Annotated in this window: 15 protein-coding genes; 8 read left to right on the forward strand and 7 right to left on the reverse strand. The window is 52.5% G+C overall.

The window, feature by feature from the left end; translation table 11 throughout:
• Positions 1 to 3: 3 nt before the first annotated feature.
• Entirely contained in the window at positions 4 to 1,305 is a 1,302-nt protein-coding gene (locus ACN0YH_RS24510) for a CNNM domain-containing protein (RefSeq protein ID WP_417382227.1), read from the forward strand.
• Positions 1,306 to 1,334: 29 nt separating this feature from the next.
• Here ACN0YH_RS24510 and ACN0YH_RS24515 read toward each other — a convergent pair whose 3' ends face one another.
• Together ACN0YH_RS24515 and ACN0YH_RS24520 are read right to left on the reverse strand one after the other, a co-directional pair.
• Positions 1,335 to 2,381 carry a hypothetical protein gene (locus ACN0YH_RS24515; protein WP_417382228.1) on the reverse strand — a complete coding sequence of 349 codons (1,047 nt, stop codon included), beginning with the start codon at positions 2,379 to 2,381 and terminating at the stop codon, positions 1,335 to 1,337.
• A gap of 128 nt (positions 2,382 to 2,509) precedes the next feature.
• Positions 2,510 to 4,093, reverse strand: coding sequence for an Hsp70 family protein (locus ACN0YH_RS24520; protein WP_417382229.1), 1,584 nt, complete (start codon positions 4,091 to 4,093; stop codon positions 2,510 to 2,512).
• A 648-nt stretch (positions 4,094 to 4,741) separates the two neighbouring features.
• On the opposite strand from ACN0YH_RS24520, the gene ACN0YH_RS24525 reads away from it, so the two are divergent.
• The 3 genes from ACN0YH_RS24525 to ACN0YH_RS24535 all read left to right on the forward strand — a co-directional run bounded on the left by ACN0YH_RS24525 (position 4,742) and on the right by ACN0YH_RS24535 (position 8,986).
• The gene (locus tag ACN0YH_RS24525; protein WP_417382230.1) at positions 4,742 to 6,589 is read left to right on the forward strand and encodes a phospho-sugar mutase; all 1,848 of its coding nucleotides are present in this window, start codon (positions 4,742 to 4,744) and stop codon (positions 6,587 to 6,589) included.
• 274 nt (positions 6,590 to 6,863) lie between these two features.
• Positions 6,864 to 8,081 carry an inositol-3-phosphate synthase gene (locus ACN0YH_RS24530; protein ID WP_417382231.1) on the forward strand — a complete coding sequence of 406 codons (1,218 nt, stop codon included), beginning with the start codon at positions 6,864 to 6,866 and terminating at the stop codon, positions 8,079 to 8,081.
• 5 nt (positions 8,082 to 8,086) lie between these two features.
• Positions 8,087 to 8,986 carry a UbiA family prenyltransferase gene (locus ACN0YH_RS24535; protein WP_417382232.1) on the forward strand — a complete coding sequence of 300 codons (900 nt, stop codon included), beginning with the start codon at positions 8,087 to 8,089 and terminating at the stop codon, positions 8,984 to 8,986.
• An 87-nt stretch (positions 8,987 to 9,073) separates the two neighbouring features.
• Here the strand turns inward: ACN0YH_RS24535 and ACN0YH_RS24540 are convergent, their stop codons facing one another.
• Positions 9,074 to 9,343: a hypothetical protein gene (locus ACN0YH_RS24540; RefSeq protein ID WP_417382233.1), complete on the reverse strand. Its 270-nt coding sequence runs from the start codon at positions 9,341 to 9,343 to the stop codon at positions 9,074 to 9,076.
• A 286-nt stretch (positions 9,344 to 9,629) separates the two neighbouring features.
• Between ACN0YH_RS24540 and ACN0YH_RS24545 the strand changes: the two genes are divergently transcribed.
• Both ACN0YH_RS24545 and ACN0YH_RS24550 read left to right on the forward strand, forming a co-directional pair.
• Positions 9,630 to 10,877: a multidrug effflux MFS transporter gene (locus ACN0YH_RS24545; RefSeq protein ID WP_417382234.1), complete on the forward strand. Its 1,248-nt coding sequence runs from the start codon at positions 9,630 to 9,632 to the stop codon at positions 10,875 to 10,877.
• A gap of 148 nt (positions 10,878 to 11,025) precedes the next feature.
• Positions 11,026 to 11,937, forward strand: a complete 912-nt coding sequence (locus tag ACN0YH_RS24550; protein ID WP_417382235.1) for a CHAD domain-containing protein — start codon at positions 11,026 to 11,028, stop codon at positions 11,935 to 11,937.
• Positions 11,938 to 12,396: 459 nt separating this feature from the next.
• Here ACN0YH_RS24550 and ACN0YH_RS24555 read toward each other — a convergent pair whose 3' ends face one another.
• Positions 12,397 to 12,906 carry a GNAT family N-acetyltransferase gene (locus ACN0YH_RS24555; RefSeq protein WP_417382236.1) on the reverse strand — a complete coding sequence of 170 codons (510 nt, stop codon included), beginning with the start codon at positions 12,904 to 12,906 and terminating at the stop codon, positions 12,397 to 12,399.
• 230 nt (positions 12,907 to 13,136) lie between these two features.
• Here ACN0YH_RS24555 and ACN0YH_RS24560 point away from each other — a divergent pair, with 230 nt between their 5' ends.
• Positions 13,137 to 13,619 carry a DUF1569 domain-containing protein gene (locus ACN0YH_RS24560; RefSeq protein ID WP_417382237.1) on the forward strand — a complete coding sequence of 161 codons (483 nt, stop codon included), beginning with the start codon at positions 13,137 to 13,139 and terminating at the stop codon, positions 13,617 to 13,619.
• Between the two features lie 79 nt (positions 13,620 to 13,698).
• Here ACN0YH_RS24560 and ACN0YH_RS24565 read toward each other — a convergent pair whose 3' ends face one another.
• Both ACN0YH_RS24565 and ACN0YH_RS24570 read right to left on the reverse strand, forming a co-directional pair.
• On the reverse strand, positions 13,699 to 13,965 hold the full coding sequence (locus ACN0YH_RS24565) for a type II toxin-antitoxin system PemK/MazF family toxin (protein ID WP_417382238.1): 267 nt from the start codon (positions 13,963 to 13,965) through the stop codon (positions 13,699 to 13,701).
• 17 nt (positions 13,966 to 13,982) lie between these two features.
• The gene (locus tag ACN0YH_RS24570; protein WP_417382239.1) at positions 13,983 to 14,744 is read right to left on the reverse strand and encodes an HpcH/HpaI aldolase family protein; all 762 of its coding nucleotides are present in this window, start codon (positions 14,742 to 14,744) and stop codon (positions 13,983 to 13,985) included.
• Positions 14,745 to 14,903: 159 nt separating this feature from the next.
• Between ACN0YH_RS24570 and ACN0YH_RS24575 the strand changes: the two genes are divergently transcribed.
• On the forward strand, positions 14,904 to 15,761 hold the full coding sequence (locus tag ACN0YH_RS24575) for an SGNH/GDSL hydrolase family protein (RefSeq protein ID WP_417382240.1): 858 nt from the start codon (positions 14,904 to 14,906) through the stop codon (positions 15,759 to 15,761).
• A 113-nt stretch (positions 15,762 to 15,874) separates the two neighbouring features.
• Here the strand turns inward: ACN0YH_RS24575 and ACN0YH_RS24580 are convergent, their stop codons facing one another.
• Positions 15,875 to 17,578, reverse strand: coding sequence for an FHA domain-containing serine/threonine-protein kinase (locus ACN0YH_RS24580; protein ID WP_417382241.1), 1,704 nt, complete (start codon positions 17,576 to 17,578; stop codon positions 15,875 to 15,877).
• Between the last annotated feature and the right edge of the window lie 115 nt (positions 17,579 to 17,693).

The following is a 17,693-nucleotide window of genomic DNA, read 5'->3' on the forward strand; positions in this document are numbered from 1 at the left end:
TTCATGATGATCGCATTCATAGATACCGTTGCAATTTGGTTTCCAGGGTCACTGGCGTTACTCGCTCTGATTTTTGCTTCCGGGTTCTTTTCGGGCAGTGAGACAGCGATTTTTTATCTGTCGCGGAGCGAACTGAGACAGTTCAGCAAAGGCAAACCAAGTGAGCAGATCGTCGCTGCCTTGGCCGCGGACGCCGACCGCCTGCTGACAGCCGTCCTGTTCTGGAACCTGCTGATCAATCTGAGTTATTTTGCGGTCGCTGGAGTGATTGCCAGGCGCCTGGCCGATCAGGGGATGACAGCCGCAGCCGGGGTTTTCACCGTAGGCAGCCTGCTGGCGATTATTCTGTTCGGCGAAGTCCTGCCTAAGAGTCTGTCGATTGTATTTCGCAAAAAAATCGCGATCCTGGTCAGTTGGCCTCTGGCTGCTTCTGTCCGTCTGCTGGATCCGGTAATTCCATTGCTGCAGAATATCAGTCGCCTGATGCGACGCACCTTCTGGCCACATATCCAGAAAGAATCCTATCTGCACTCCGAAGACCTGGAACGCGCCGTCGATGCCTCGGGCTCCAGCGAAGAAGTCATCCGTCATGAAAGACAGATCCTGCATAATATTCTGGACCTGTCGGAGATGCTGGTCGAAGAAGCGATGCGTCCCCGCGGGACTTATCTCACGTTCAACATGCCTGTGCAGCTGGAAGACCTTACAAAAATCACACCCAACACGGACTACATCATTTTAAGAAAACGGGACACCGAAACAGATGAAATTGAGCGGATTATCTCGCTGACGGAACTTTCGTCTTTCTCAGAAAAAATGCTGAATCAGAAATCGAAGCGTGTGATTCATGTGCCCTGGTGTGCGAATCTGTCGGATGTGTACTCCCGCTTTCAGGCAGAAGATTGCCACTTTGCCTCCGTTGTCGATGAATACGGAGAAACGATCGGCATCGTCTCTCACGACGATATCATCGATACGCTACTCTCGCCTGAACCGAGCCGGGCCAAACGAATTCTCCGCAGAGAACCGGTACGCGAAGTTGCCCCGGGGGTATACCATGTCGAGGGGATTACGACGCTGCGGTATTTGTGTCGCAAGTTGCAGCAGGATTACGAAATCGCCGACGATGGTCTGCTGACAGTTGCCGGCATGTTCCACGAAAAACTCGAACATATCCCGGAAGTCGGTGATGTCTGCGACTGGCTGGGTTTCGAACTGGAGGTAGTCGAAGTCCGCAAACTGGGGCACCTGATCGCAGAACTGCGGGAAAAGATGCCCGGCGATGAGACTCCGGAAGCAGAATAAAGCCAGCGGGCTGGTTGCCGTCAGCGAAGCTACTTCTTCCACATTCCCGTCATCAGGTAGATCGCAATAAAAGGTGTTACGAGTGTCGTCAGCATGAAATGCCAAGGCCAGGTCTGGGAGAATACATAATTCTTGAGGATGAACTGATCGATCAGGATCGCCCCGCAAAAAGCCCAGCCACAAAAGATGAAGGCCAGCTGTTTCTTCTCTTTCAGTTCTTCCGCAGTCAGCCGGCTCCCGCCCCGTTGCGGTTTCTTTTTTTCAACTTTTTTTACAGGCTTGGCTGCTTTGGCCGCTTTTTTCGATTTGCTGCCAGAGGCAGCTTCTGCTGCAGCCGGCTCTTCGTCTTCCTGCTCCTCTGCAGCCGCATAATATTTTGTGATTCCATTATTAATGGAGCGTGGCATGGCCAGTACCCAGCGGGAAGGAACCTGATACCGCATCCGCAGGTCATCTTCCAGTTCATGGGTTGGCTGGTCTGCACACGCTACGAGCAGCATATCGTCATCGATGAAAAGCGGGAGAATCGTATTTCGTTTCGCCATCTGTTGTGGCAGTTGCAGGAGAATACTGTTATCCGGGATCGTTTCGTCGAGATCGATATAAGGCATTCCCTTTGAGCGGGCCATGGCCTGGGTTGCTGTCTCGCCGTTGACAAACCGCATCTGGACGGCGGCATCCCTGGTTGTCAGTCCCCGTTTTTCTGCAAATTCCTTCAGTTCCGCTGCCTGGGCTTTATCGATATGCCCCTGTTCTACGAGGATCTGTTCAACGGATTTAAGGCCGGTGTCTTCATCTTCATCAAACTCACGACCCAGACTTTCATCATATTCGTGTTTTCGCTCGGGGTCGGTCAGGCAGAGCATGGCTTTGGCCAGCTCGTTCAACAGTTCCTGGGATTCATTAGAGTATTTCCCCGAGGCATACTTCCGCACATGGGCATTCAGCTTTTTATAGTGCGCCCTGATTTTTTCTTCTTCATCTTCAAATTTGACTAATCGCAGTAAGTCATAATGATGTGGAGGTCGCTCCCCTTCCGGTATACCCAGCCAATCCTTATAGACGTCTATTGCCACCTCAGAGGACTCCTTGCTCTTAGATCAAAATCGAAGTGAAACAGTTTCAGTATGACACGGTCGTTGACGCGATTCAAATTACCCCCCGCAGGGAAACCGGGACTGTGTCCCTGCAGGGGATTGAATCATTACTCAACCAGGTAGTCTTTTGCCAGCAGTTCAAACCGGTCCACTCCCGCAGTGTCCAGACCAGAGTCACGGACAATCTCGGTGGCCGATTCGTTATTACCTGTCAGTTCTCGTGCCGAAGCATGAATTCGACCGTTGGCATCATAACGGTATGTCACTTCAACAGGAGAACCTTTAGGAAGATTGGACGGCAAATTCAGAATGCGGAAGTCACCGATCGTAGAACAGGCATCAGGATCACTGGCCTCTCCTTCCAGAATGATGACGTGAATCCGCTGCTGGTTATCAGAGGTGGTTACGAACTTCTGACTGACGCTCGCGGGAATCTCTGTATTACGTTTAATCATGATATGATTGATTTTGCGGCTGCGCTCTTTGGGGTCTGTGATTTTGACGCCCAGCGAGTGGGAGTTCACATCAGCAGTACTGACGCTCCGCAATCGTTTGATGACCGCCTGTGCCATACGGCTTTCGCCACCGGTCGCACGTGCTTCCAGAATGGCGGCATGGATCGCTGCTCCCTGGGCCACTGCTTCTTCGGGGTTCATGGTGCGCGATGGTTCGCGTCCACAGACCTTTTTCAGCATCTCTTCAACCACAGGCATCAACGTCGAACCACCGACCAGAACCACATCGTCCAGCTGACCTTTTTCCACACCCGCCTGCTGCATGACCAGCTCGGTTGTGTCGCGTGTTCGTTGCAACAGGTCCGCGGTCATACGTTCGAAATCGCCACGGGTCAAAGCAACCGTCAACGTGTTGCCTTTATGATAAATGGAAACGGGAGTCTGTGCTTTCTGGCTTAATTCTCGTTTGGCGTCTTCGCATTCCTGCACACAGGTTCGCAGTGTCACGGGATCCTGGCGGGGATCGCTGCCGAATTTCTTCATGAATTGTTCAGCAACATGATCCACGATACGCTGACTCCAGTCGAGTCCCCCCAGCATCACATCCCCGTCAGTGGCGAGCACGCGGAATTGTGTGGGAGAATAACGCACAATGGTGACGTCGAAGGTACCACCACCCAGGTCGTACACCAGGATCGTGCGTTCGCCATCGGGCATGGCGTCAGGGTTCCCCAGCTCATCCCGTTTCCAGGCATAAGCCAGTGTAGCCGCCGTAGGCTCATTGATAATATCAATCACGTTCAGACCGGCAATGCGGCCTGCATCCTGAGTGGCTTTACGACGCACATCGTTGAAGTAGTAAGGAACCGTGATCACGGCGTTGGCGATTGGCCCGATTTCCTTTTCAGCATCCTGCTTCATCTTTTTCAGAATCAGGGCGGACAGGAATTCAGCCGTCAGTTTTTTTTCCTGGTAGACAACGTAAAAGTTGTCGTCTCCCATATGACGTTTGACCGCTTCAATGATGCGGGAGGGATCATCTTCGATGGCCGTTCTTTCAAAAGAAGGCCCGACTACCACGCGCCCCTCTTCACCCAGCAGGACGACCGAAGGAGTAATCGATCGACCATCCGTGTTTTTCAGCGAAATGGGCTGACCTTCACTGTTAAGCTGCGCAATTGCTGAATAGGTGGTTCCCAAGTCAACGCCAACAGTATGACCTTCAACAAACTTCATAGTGCTACCTTAATTTCGTTATTCATGCAGGTTCATCATGGATCAGGACATTAGAGCGGATTCGAGAGAATCAGGAAACCAAATGGGAGAATTCCCTCCTCTATTCTCGTGACTCTGAAATCAAGATTGGTATAACGTGAATTGTGCTATACCGTTTTAATTCACCTATTCTGCCACTGTTAGGATGGGGAATCAAGGACTTGATCGGTGGGAAACCAAAAACTGGCAAAGTCTTAACGTATGGAAATTGCCTTTCTGGGCAAAGATTCAGTGCGTTCGTCTGTACTGACTCAATCCGTCAGCTGATACATTCGTTGTAATCAGACTTTTTATCTGATTCGGGCACTCCTTGAACCGGATTTCGCGTGAGGGTTGGCTCACAGGGTTTTTCACTCTACAATCTAGAACATGTCTGGAAAGTGTGATCTTTTTCAGTTCACTCTGGCTCAATTTTGTCAGGGGAGAGAAAGCCCGTACCGTCAATATCTGGTTTCTGGTCAGACCTGCATTACCGGAAACTGACACGCCGGCAGAAAATCCCTTCGGGTCAAGACGGGTAAAGAGTTGTTCCGAAATGGAACTCAAACCTGTTTCAGTTACAAACACGCATCAAGAACCCGCGATCTCAAATACGGAAAAAGTCACAGGATGAATCAGCCTTCTCCCTCTATTGATTCCACACAGGCAATGGAACTCGCTCGTACTGCCGTTGCCGAGAAAAAACTCTCCGAATCAGCCCTCGGAAATCTGCAACGCTGGGTGACGGAACCACAGTATGCTCCTTACCAGCCCGCTCTGATGAAACTGCTGCAAGAAAAAGATTTTGCTCAGCTCGATACCTGTTTCTGGGAAGTCATTCCTTTTGGGACCGGCGGTCGACGCGGACTGATGAGCGAACTCGGTTCCGCGACCATCAACGAGCGTACGATTGCAGAATCAGCGCATGGTCTGGCTGCCTACAGCAAACAGTTTTCGGGTAAAGAAACAGGTAAAGCCGCGATCGCGCATGACTCGCGAATCAATTCCTCTCATTTTGCCCGCATCGCAGCCAGTGTGCTGGCAGGGCACGGACTGACCGTCTATTTCTTCAAAACCTCCCGCTCCACACCGGAACTCTCCTTTGCCGTCCGCGAGTGTGGTTGTGACGTCGGTGCCATGATCACCGCTTCACACAACCCCCCCTCAGATAACGGTTTCAAAGCCTACTGGTCTACCGGGGGGCAGGTTCTGCCACCACACGATCAGGGAATTATTGACGAAGTCTATCAGGCGACCGATATCCCGCTGCTCGATTTCGATCAGGCAGTCGAGCAGGGCCTGATTCAATTGATTGATGAAGAAGTCGCCGCCAAATATCGCAGTTCGGTGGTGAGCCACAGTCATTCAGACAATCGCGACCTCACGGGGTTCTTCACACCTCTGCATGGCGTGGGAGAAGCGTCCGTGTATCAGGTACTGCAGCAGGCGGGCTTTGCGGGGATTCAGCGGTATGAACCGCAGTGTGCCCAGGACGGAAATTTTCCGAATGTTCCCGATCAGCTCCCGAATCCCGAGCGGACGGAAGTCTACCAGCCCGCGATTGAACAGGCGAAGCAGACCGGCGGCGAAATCATTCTCGCCAGCGATCCCGATGCCGACCGCATGGGCGTCTGTGTCAAAAACGATGCGGGTGAATTTATTCATCTGACGGGAAACCAGGTGGGGGCCTTACTCGCCGACTATGTGCTCCGCAAACGTCAGGCGGCCGGAACACTCTCGCCGGAACACTTTGTGGTCGAGACAATTGTCACCACTCCGCTGATCGCCGCCATTGCCCGCAAAGCCAATGTGCGGATCATTAATAACCTGCTGGTCGGTTTCAAGTACATCGCCGAGACCATGGACGAGGAAGGACCGGACAAATTTGTCTTCGGAACCGAAGAGTCACTGGGCTACCTGGCAGGGGAGTACTGTCGGGATAAAGACGCGGCGATTGCTGCCCTCTGGGCCTGTGAACTCGCTGCCGAACTCAAAGCAGAAGGCAAAACGCTGCTGGATCGCCTGGATGAACTTTATCGTGAACACGGGTTTCATCTGGAAGGCCAGGTCTCCAAAACCTGTAAAGGTTCCTCGGGGAATGAGCAGATCAAACAGCTGATGAAAGCCTTTCGCAATACGCCTCCCGAGAAAATGGGAAATCTCAACTTTACATTAGTCAGAGACTATCAGGATCTGGAAATTCGGTCATTACCCGAAAATACGGTGACCGAGACCTTTTCGAAACCTCGGGGAAATGTTCTGATGTTTGAAGCCCGAGCCGAGGGATCGCCGCTGACGGTGCAGTTGGGTGTACGGCCTTCAGGTACTGAGCCCAAAATTAAATTTTATTACTTCGCGCAGGCAGAAGTCACAGATCCAGGTCAGCTTGATCAAACCAAGGAGACAGCCTGCTCGACGATTGAAGACTTCAAAGCTGCATTGATGGAGTGGATCGACCAGACCCTCGCAAATACTTGATTTTATGACTTTATTACAGAGATACGGACATTCTTCTCTACAATCAACATTTCTTTGATTGTGAACAGCTACCAGAGACCTATAATTAATAACATATTTTATTATGTACCATGACCGGTTTTTTTTCTGATGACTGGTCCCGGAAATAATATTCAGCAGAAAGCAGCAGGGGAGTCTGTGCAACGACAGGTCAGGCAGACTGCGATCTGTCTGCTCCCACCTTCGAAATCACCCGTTTCAATTGAATTCAGAAATATCAGTTTCAGGCAACATCATGACGCAACAACGTATCGGGATTTGGATCATCGGCGCATGGGGCGGTGTCGCGACGACCGCCGCCGTCGGATTATCAGCACTTAAACAGGGACTCACAGGGACCAGCGGTCTTGTTTCAGAGAATCCCTATTTCGAAAAACTGAATCTCAAAAGCTGGGACCAGTTTGTCGTCGGCGGACACGAAATTCGCGACACCTCATTTGTCGAAGCCGCCCGGTATTTCAGCGAAAACTCCGGCGTCTTTCATCCGGCTCTGTTACAGGCTGTAGAAGAAGATCTCAAAGCTTACGATCAGAACGTCAAACCGGGGACCTTGATTCATGTCGGCGATACGATTCGCTCTCTGGCCGGGGATGCAGTCAGAAAGTTCGATACCGAATCTCTGCAGGAAACCCTGGCACGATTAACGAATGACATGAGTGAATTCCAGAAGCAGCATGATCTGTCACATGTTGTGGTTGTCAATCTGGCCTCCACGGAACCCCCCGTCGAAGAATCTGCCAAATCACTGACGCTTGCAGAACTGAAAGAGTCACTCGCTTCAGCGGTAACCTCTCCCGTTCCCGCCAGCGCCCTGTACGCGATCGCCGCCATGAACGCCGGCTGTTCGCATCTGAACTTCACCCCCTCCGCTGGCACCGATTTGCCGGCACTGATTGAACTGGCTGAAGAAAAACAGGTACTGCATGCAGGCCGTGACGGCAAAACGGGTGAGACGCTGATGAAAAGTGTGCTCGCGCCCATGTTCGCGCATCGCAATCTGAATGTGATGAGCTGGGTCGGACATAATATCTTCGGAAACCTGGATGGAAAAGTGCTGGATGATCCGATCAATAAATCCAACAAGGTTGTCTCTAAAGATCACCTGCTGACTGAAATCCTGGGTTACAAACCACAGACTCTGGTTTCGATCGAATACATTGAATCCATGGGTGACTGGAAAACCGCCTGGGACCACATCCATTTTAAAGGCTTCCTTGATACCAAAATGGCCCTGCAGTTCACCTGGCAGGGAACCGACTCCATCCTGGCGGCCCCTTTGATGCTCGATATGGTCCGCTTTACCGAACGCGAATGGCGTCGCGGAAACAAGTCGGGCGTTATGACCCATTTAAGTTCGTTTTACAAAAGTCCGATGCAGGCAACCACACCCGAATTCGAACGCCAGTATCAGCAGCTGGAGCAATGGGCCGACACGGTTGCGGAAGAATCGTAGGTCGTATGAAAACCCTGCTTGCTTACTTTCAGTTGATGCGTTTGCCCGCTGTGTTTACAGCGATGTCGGATATCATTCTCGGCTTTTTACTGACGCATGGATCGTTCTCACCCCCCGTCTCATTTGCGTTACTGCTGGTCGCTTCGGCCAGTTTGTATCTTTCGGGAATGGTGTTCAACGATGTCTTCGACCGCAAGGTTGATGCAGAAGAACGTCCTTCACGCCCCATCCCCTCCGGGCGCATTTCGACCCAGAAAGCAGCGACGCTGGGAGGCCTGCTGATGCTTGCCGGCGTGGGCGCTGCCCAGACAGTAGGCACGCAGAGTCTGATCGTCGCCAGTCTGCTGGTTGTCGCCATCCTCAGCTACGACATGCTGTTGAAAAAAACGTTTCTCGCCCCCCTGATGATGGGCATCTGTCGTTTCCTGAATGTCATGCTCGGCGCCAGTGCTGTTTCCCGGGAAATCAATCTCTGGGTCAAACCACAACTGCGCATCGCTGCTGCACTCGGGTTATTCATTATCGGGTTGACCTGGTTTGCCCGTATGGAAGCAAAGAACAGTCATCGCGGCCACCTGGTCGGCGGTCTGCTGGTTATCAATTCCGGCCTGGGGGCACTCGCCTGGATGCTGGCCACTTATCCCTGGCCTCGAGAAACCAATCTGTCGATGGTTCTGGCTGCTTTAGGAGTCGTCGCGCTGACCATCAATCGCCGCCTGGTTCAGGCGATCCTCAATCCTGTACCGCAGAACGTCCAGATCGCCGTCAAAACCATGCTCTCATCCTATGTAATGCTGAACGCGATCCTGGTCTTCGTCTGGACAGCCAATCCGCAATATGCCATCCTGACGGCAGCACTCCTGCTGCCGACGATCCTGCTTTCACGCTGGATGTCGGTGACGTAATCAGTCAGGAGCGCAGTCTGCAAACGAGGGGGCCAACGAGCGTGCGGACCATTTCGGGAAAGCTTTCAATCCAGGACCGATAAGAGTCTATGTTGTCGGCTGAAATCCCATCACCTGGTAACGGGCCAGTTCTACCGGATCAGTCAGTTTGATGGCACAGATCGCACTGTAGGCAAGCATTACTTTTCGCGCCCCGAGTGAGTCGGGCTTGTCCCGTTCGAACATCACGACCGAACTCGACAGCAGGAAATTCTGAAAGGGAATCGATTCCTGGTAAGTGGTGACGATAATCCCCTTTTTGGGAATCGCTGCCGGCCAGTTTTCCAGAATCGAACGCCAACCTTCTGCACTATCCATGGTATTTCTCGTTATGTTAATGGTGGAAAAAACAGCTCTCGGAAAGTGAAAGATAAATCTTCCCCTCAAATTCGGCAAGAGGAACATTTTCAGTATTGAATGGGAATGTGGTTTCCGGCTGGCGGGGGACACGCTATGATTCTCCTGGATCGCATCACTTGTTAGCATGGTGTCTCGCGTTCTATGATACTCAGTCCAAATGCCTCTGGAGACGCTCCAGTAAAACTGGACACAGTCCAGTTGCTCCCGACGCGATCGACATTACTGTTGAGATTGTTTTCGAACATTGCTGACTCCCGAACTAAAACAGAAACCTGCGACGATTGGTTTTCGCGAATTCGTCGCTTTAATGGCATTGATGCAGTCATTGGTGGCACTGTCGATCGATGCCATGCTGCCGGCGTTAACTGAAATCGGTAAGGAACTGGGCGCATCTCAAGCGAATGACAGTCAATTAATCGTTTCATTCCTGTTTCTGGGACTTGCTTTCGGGCAAGGTATCTACGGTCCCCTTTCGGATACCACGGGGCGAAAACCCTCCTTGTACCTCGGATTTGCCCTGTTCCTGGCAGGCGGTTTGCTCTCCCTGTTTTCCACCGATCTGAAAGTCATGCTCGCCGGCCGCTTTCTGCAGGGACTCGGGCTGGCTGCTCCCCGGTGTGTGATTGTGGCTATCGTCCGTGACCAGTACGAAGGTCCGGAGATGGCACGCGTGATGTCATTTGTTATGACCATATTTATTTTCGTCCCCGCAATTGCTCCGACGCTGGGGCAGGGGATTCTCATGATCGCGCACTGGCGGGCTATCTTTGCCGCTCTGATTGCCTGTGGGATTTTCACCCTGATCTGGCTGGCAACCAGGTTGCCGGAAACCCTGCCGGTAACACGCCGCATTCCCTTTTCACTGTCTCGAATCAAAAACGCGATTCGGGAAGTCTGTTCGCATCGGGTTTCCATCGGCTATACGGTTTCACTGGGTCTCATCTCCAGCGCGTTCCTGGGCTACTTGAGTTCGGCCCAGCAGATCTTTCAGAAACAGTACGAACTGGGAACACTGTTTCCGCTCTACTTTGCCATCCTGGCACTCTGTATCGGCGGGGCTTCCTTTGCCAATGGCCGACTGGTCATGCGGTTTGGTATGCAAAGTCTGTCCCGCTGGTCCAAGCGAATCTCCACGGTTCTCTCTCTGCTGTTTTTTCTATATGTTCTCTCCGTCGGTGGTCTGCCTCCGCTGTGGACTTTGATGGCTTATATGATGGCGATCCTCTTCTGTTTCGGTATCATGTATGGAAATCTGAATGCAATGGCGATGGAACCGCTGGGACATATCGCCGGTGTGGGAGCGGCCGTCATGGGAGCCCTCTCCACGTTGATCTCGGTTCCCTGTGGCATTCTGATCGGTCTGAGTTATAACGGCACGGTGATTCCTGTGATCAGCGGTTTTACGATTTCTGGAATCCTGATCGTCATCGTGATGCACTGGATTGAATCAGCGCCCGAGAAGAGAATTATGGATTCTGATTCTTCAGAGTGACATCTTGACAGGGTCAGACCGGTTAAACTCGCTGATCGATTATGATAAAATGAATAGGAGGTCTGTCTCGCGTTTTTAAACAGGCGCTTCCCTTAACAACAGAGATGACTTCAGTCCTGCCTTACCACTTCAGATTTGGAAATGAGAGATGGGTTATCAGTTCAAGCAACAGGAATCGCTGGCATCAGGCGTCCGTCGGATTGCCGATGAACAGTTGAGCCAGGCGATTCAGATTCTGCAGGATCCAGAGCAGAACCGCCATTATGCCATCCACGAAGTCCGCAAACGTTTCAAAAAAATGCGAGGTTTGATTCGCCTCGTGCGCAGTGGACTGGGAGATGAGTACTCCACCATCAATGTCTGGTATCGCGATGCCGGCCGCCGACTCTCGCGGATTCGCGATGCAGAATCGCTGCTGGAATCGCTGCATGCATTGCAAGAGCGTTTTCCCGATCCTGCTTATTCGGAATTATTCGCAGAGTTCGAAATGCGTCTGCAGGAACGCAAACAGAAAGTTGTCGATGAATGGGTCGACCTTGATCAGGAACTGGAAGAACTCTCTGCGCAACTGACGGAAGCAAAAAACCTGGTGGAAAACTGGAAGATCAAAGGCGCCTCTACCAAAGTGCTCAAGGCAGGGTTGAAACAAAATTACCAGCGTGGCACAGAGGCGTTAGCGCAATTGCATCAGAGTCCGAATGATGAACTCTTCCACGAATGCCGCAAACGCAGCAAATACCACCTGTATCATATCCGACTGCTCAACGCAGTCTGGCCGACGATTCTTTCCGCGCGCCAGGCCGAACTCGATGAACTCAACGATTATCTCGGCGACGATCATGATCTCGCAGTCATGACACAGGTCATCACCGGCGAACCCGAGGTTTTCGGCACTTCTACTGATGTCGATCAACTGTTAACACTCATTTGTCAGCAGCGACACGACCTGCAGACAGCGGGACTCAAACTGGCGGATCGCATCTTCGCAGAGAAGCCCAAGGCGTTCGCCAACCGCATCAAAAACTACTGGAAGCTCTGGAAGGCGGATCGTGCCGACTGAGCACTGCTGCCGCCTGTTCAGCGATCAGATTCGACTTGACCCACACACGCCGTTAACGAAACTCCGTGGTTATGCGTCGCGCGCGTAGCACAGATTCTCGACAGTAAACATGTTTCACAACCAGGCATCTGATCAGCATAAAACCTCCCTGTTTCACATCATTTTGTTAAAAACAGTTCGCTGCATACACTCATGTTCGATACCCTGTCAGACACTTACGGGACGCTTTCACGCATCAGAAAACCAGTTTTTCGTCCAGTCACGCACTGTTTCGCACTTGTCAGTCTGGCATGCTTAAAAGATACAAAAGACGGGTTGCATCAGCGAAGCCCAGCAGCGGCGCTATCTCATTTCATACACGTTCATCGGGAGTGGTCGCCTTACGACTGCGAATAGTTGCAATCTTCCGACTGGGATTTTATCAGAAATCCATAGACGACCTGAGATGAACATTCCGCATCACTCTGCTGCCGGGATCCGCAGCAGCGAAATCAGCAGCCCCCGTTTCTGTCCCTGCACTTCCGCGATTTCGGGCAGATGGCCGCAGACTTCAAATCCGAACTTCTCATTCAGATGCCGCGTCCCCTCGTTGTGATCAAAGTGCATGCCGACCAGCGTCGTGATTCCGAGCGCCGGGCAGGCGTCAATCATCTTCTGCAGCAGAAATGTGCCCAGTCCCTGCTTCTGATGAGAGTTCGACAGATACAGACTGACTTCCGCGGTCTTGTCATACGCGGGCCGTCCTGCATAAAACGAAGTCACATAGATGCAGCCCACGATTTGCCCCGCTTCGTTTTCAGCGACCCAGATCGGTCGTTTGTCCGGGGAGAACTGCGCGAACCACTGCCGCCGACTCTCGACCGTAATCGGCTGCGTGTCTGCCGTCGCGGTGCCGGCGGGGATCGACTGATTATAGATATCGACAATCGCAGGCAGATCGTCCAGGATGGCATCGCGGGTGGTGATCATGGTTTTCTAAATCCGGAGAGAAGGAGAATCGCACACGCTTTCGAAGCGAGCATGTGCGTGTACTTTCATGTTTACATGGTAAAAAAATCAAAGAATGTAAAGCAGTGGCTCCTGTACTCACTGCTCGAAAAAGTATACTACAACTCATAAACAGAACGTAGCCAGGACATCTGTCGGCAGCAAAATTCCCTATTGAAACATCACGCGATAAAAACAGAGAGAACACTCAGATGATCAACGACCTGCGGGAGCTACAGTTTCACCGTCTGGAAGACGCCGTCGCCGAAGTCGAGTCGCTGTTGCAGACCGGTTACACGCAGCGGGGCAAGTGGAATCTGGCCCAGGTCTGTCGGCATCTGACCCTGGTGCAGGATCCGGGTGTCGACGGCTATCCGCTCTGGCTCTCCCTGTTTGCACCGCTACGACCGCTGATGCGCCGCATTCTGTTACCCCGCCTGCTGAAAGGCGATTCCCCGCAAGGCATTCCCACGTCTCCGATCTTTGTCCCGTCCGGTGATCTGGATGACGCGAAAGAAGCGGAAAAATTCGCAGCGAGTGTGACCCGCTACAAAGCCCATCCAGGACCCTATGCGCCGCATCCCGGTTTCGGCCGCCTCGATCCCGAAACCCTGGAAAAAGTTTACACCACCCACGCTGCCCATCACCTGCGGTTTCTGGAACCGTGTGTGGATGATGAGAAAGAAGATTATTAAGAGTGATCACAAGTCTAAAGCTGTTCTCAGGCAATAATCGATCTGTTCCATAGTCGTAGCGGAAAGCGATCCAATTACTTTAGCGATATGCTGTTGATGAATGGTATCTGTTCGAGCAGTTGATTACCGAGGGGCGGCGGGGTCCCGATTGTTGCCAGTCGGGATGCTGCTGGTCGATCAGAAGTTGAGTATTTTCTAAACTACGGCGAATGGTTGTCGTAACCTGCACCACGATCGTATTTGACATACGAGAATTGTCTCTGTTGTTTTGGGCAACAAGCGCAGGGCGAACGCCTGCAGAAGGTTTCGTAGAGCGGAAATCGACAATGACCAGATTACTTCTCATTGAGAATACGTTTTATCTCAACGCACCTGTCCCAGCATTTTGCGGGCGCCTTGGCCCAGCATCACGGTGTCGACGCCGACGGTGATCAGGGTGAAACCTTTTTCGATGTAGGGTTTGACTGCGTCGACGGTCACGCCGAAAATGCCGAGCGGAATGTTGTTTTTCTTACAGACTTCCGTGACATGGTCAATCGCGCCGGTGACTTCGGGGTGATCAATTTCGCCGATCCGTTTCAGGCTGGCAGAGAGATCATACGGACCGATCAAAACGGCATCCACGCCGGGGACCTGGGCGATGTCTTCGATCGCGTTGACCGCGTCGATGTGTTCGGCCTGAACGACGACCGTGGTTTCTGCATTCGCTCTCGACAGGTAATCGTCGAACGCAAACCCGTATCCGTGGGCGCGACCCAGGCCGACGCCGCGGGTGCCCTCGGGGGAGTAACGGGACCAGGACACGATGTTCGCGGCCTGTTCTGCGGAATTGACCTGCGGTGCGATAATCCCGGCGGCTCCGATGTCGAGCGCTTTCTTGACTGAGACCTCTTCAGGGGCCTGCAGTCTCACCAGGCTGGGCAGCCGCTTCCCGACGCGACCAATAATTGCCTGCAGGTCCGCTGTGGATAAGGTGCTGTGCTCCGCATCAAGGAACAGCCAGTCGTATCCCACTTCGGAGAAGATCTCGGCGACCTCCGGGTTGGAGAGGCTGACCAACGGGGAGATCAGCAGTTTGCCTTGTTTGAGTTGCGAGCGAAAATTGTCTGGTAAATTGTCTGGCACGGCGGTGTCCTTTATCTGTTATCTGTCGTTGAGATTGATGGCTGAAGTTGTCATCGGTAAAGAATCTGTGACCTGCGATTGTCTCCGGCGGGGGCCTGCGGTATCCTGAATTCTGAACGTTCTTACCAGAAAATGATACCAGATTCCGGGAAACCTCAAATGCGCCGACCTGTGCTTTTCACACGCTGCTGTTTTTTCGTCTGTCTGATGACAGCTTTCATCGTAACTCCCCTGGCTGCGAATGACAAGAAAACCGAACCGACCAACGCTGCAGAAGCGGCTGCGAAAAAAGCCGAGCAGGCAGCGGCCATCAATAAAAAATTCGCGGCCTGGAAAGCAACACTTTCCCCCGAACAACAGGCGTGGGAAACGGTTCTGGAAGAAAACCTGGGCGGCTTCTATCTGCCGATCTATAAAAAACAGAAGGTGCAGGGCGTCGTCACTGCCTGGGATTACGTGGCCGATGATCCCAAGCTGCCACGCGTGTTACTGATTGGGGATTCCGTTTCACGGGGTTACACGCAGGCAGCCCGCAAAGCCTTGAAAGGCAAAGCCAACGTGCATCGCGCGCCGGCCAACTGCGGTCCGACTGCGACCGGTTTGAAAAAACTGGATGTCTGGCTGGGGGATGGCAACTGGGATGTAATTCACTTCAACTTCGGAATTCACGACCGCCGCACACCGGCGGCCGACTATGAACAGCGGCTGGACGAGATTGTAAAACGTCTCAAGAAAACGGGTGCGACTGTCGTCTGGGCCAGCAGCACGCCAATTCCCGCTGACTGGAAAGAGGGACCGGAGATGAAAACGAAACTGGAAGAAAAGAACGCGATTGCCGCGAAGGTCATGCAAGACAACGGCGTGGAAATCGACGACCTCTATTCCTTCATCATGCCGCATCTGTCAGAGACACAAAATCCCAAAGACGTACATTTCAACGGCAAAGGCTACGACATGCTGGGCCAGCAGGTCGCGAAGCATCTTGAAGGCACGCTGCAGTCGCAAGATAAAAAATAGAGACTGATTTGAAAGGGATTCATCAGAAGCATGCGTGGGAGTGAGCTGCAACCTTCTGCTCGCTGCGTTCGGCCCGAATTTTATTCGGGCTCACCCATTTCTTATCAATTTCACTACGACAGCAGCCAGTAACCGATGCCGGCGATCAGACAGATGCCTGCCAGGACGGAGGCCGCGATGAGCATCGGTTTGCTTTTGTTTTTCTTGACGTACTGGTTGGGAGAGGCGACGCGAAAGTGGTAAGAGGCTGCCAGCGAGAGCGTATTGCCGGGGAAGAGGATCTGTTCCTGAACGCGTTTGCCTTCGACTTCGGTACCGTTTTTGCTTTTGAGGTCCGTTACGATCCAGCCGGTGTTCTCAAAATGGAAGGCACAGTGTTCGCCTGAGATGCCCGGTCGGTCCAGTTGAATATCACAGCTGGCGTTACGTCCGAGCACAACCCGTTGTTTCGTGATGGGAAATCGCTGCTTGTTATCCAGGTCAATCAGATCAATCGGCTGCAGGATACCCGTCATGGCGCTGCTGGCTTTTTCCGCCATCTGATCGGTGGACTCGGTCGGGACCGAATGCCGCAGGATGCCGCTCTTGGAAATGTCTGATTCGCCGCGTGTCAGCCGTTCGATGCCATCTGATTTTTTCTTGGCCATTTCCGCGACATGGCTGGCTGTCGCGATGCGGGAGGAGAGTTGTGGTTTGACGATACTGGACTGAGCGATGGCACTGCGGGCTTTCGCCTGCTGCACACGTTGTGAGACAATTTTATTAAAGCGAAATTCGATCGGTTTGCGCTTTGCATAAGGTGCGAGGGCTGCAGAGACCTCTTTCATTGACTGAAACCGATCATCAGGCTGCTTGGCCATCATTTTTTCGACGATGGCGACGACTTCAGCGGGAACTTTAGGAGCGATTTCAGCAATCGATTTCGGCGTCTGTTCGCGGTGTGCCTGTATTTTCTGAGCCGCGGTTCCGGTGGGAAAGGGAAGTTTGCCGGTCAGCAGGAAATACATGGTACCTCCCAGGCTGTAGATGTCCGTGCGGGCATCGGCTGACTGGCCATCCTTTGATTGTTCCGGTGCAATATATTCCGGTGTGCCCACGCAACCATGACCGAAGATCATTGCCAGTGAGAACTCAGCTTCGGGGTGATCCTTGAGCAGTGCCAGGCCGAAGTCGAGTACTTTGACGTTACCTTCTGAATCAATAATCAGGTTTTCGGGTTTCAAATCGCGGTGGATGATTTCCGCCTGATGTGCGACTTCGAGTCCCCGGGCCGCCTGAGAGATGACATCACACACCTGGGGTGTCGGCAGTGATTTCTGCTTGAGCAGCACCAGTTCGAGCAGGCTGATCCCTTTCACGAACTCCATTGCGATGTAACAGACGGCGCCTGCTTCTTCATAGCTGATCGTATGCACGACATGTGGATGTTTCAGTCGGGCGCCGGCAATGGCTTCCAGTTTGAGACGCGTCATCATGCCGGCATCATTGCGACATTTTTCGTTAAGCACCTTCAAGGCAACCGGGGCGCGCGTTTCCTTATCTTCCGCCAGATACAGGCTACCCATGCCCCCGAATCCCAGTACTTCGAGGATTTTGTAGCGGTCGATAAAAAAACCGCGTGTACGGCCTGACAGCAGACGCTCGCCCTGATAACGGGTCAATACTTTTGCAGTTACCAGTAGCTGGGCTGCTTCTTTGGGGGAAGCCGCTTTTTCCAGTTCGTGTTGCTCAATGACCGTGCGAACCTCTTCTGCTGAGAGCAGATGGCTCTCCCGTAAGAGATTGAGAAATGTCTCTATGTCTGGCGGCTTAGGCATAACATCCTGTAGTGAGAACTCGTTGAGAAACGTTCTTAATTATATACATATGCTGAGCATTTTGGTAGCAGGTTCTACTACAGATTGCCCAGATCTGAATATTGCAAAAAACAGG

Origin of the sequence: Gimesia sp. (genome assembly GCF_048262075.1) — a bacterium.
Lineage (GTDB): Bacteria > Planctomycetota > Planctomycetia > Planctomycetales > Planctomycetaceae > Gimesia.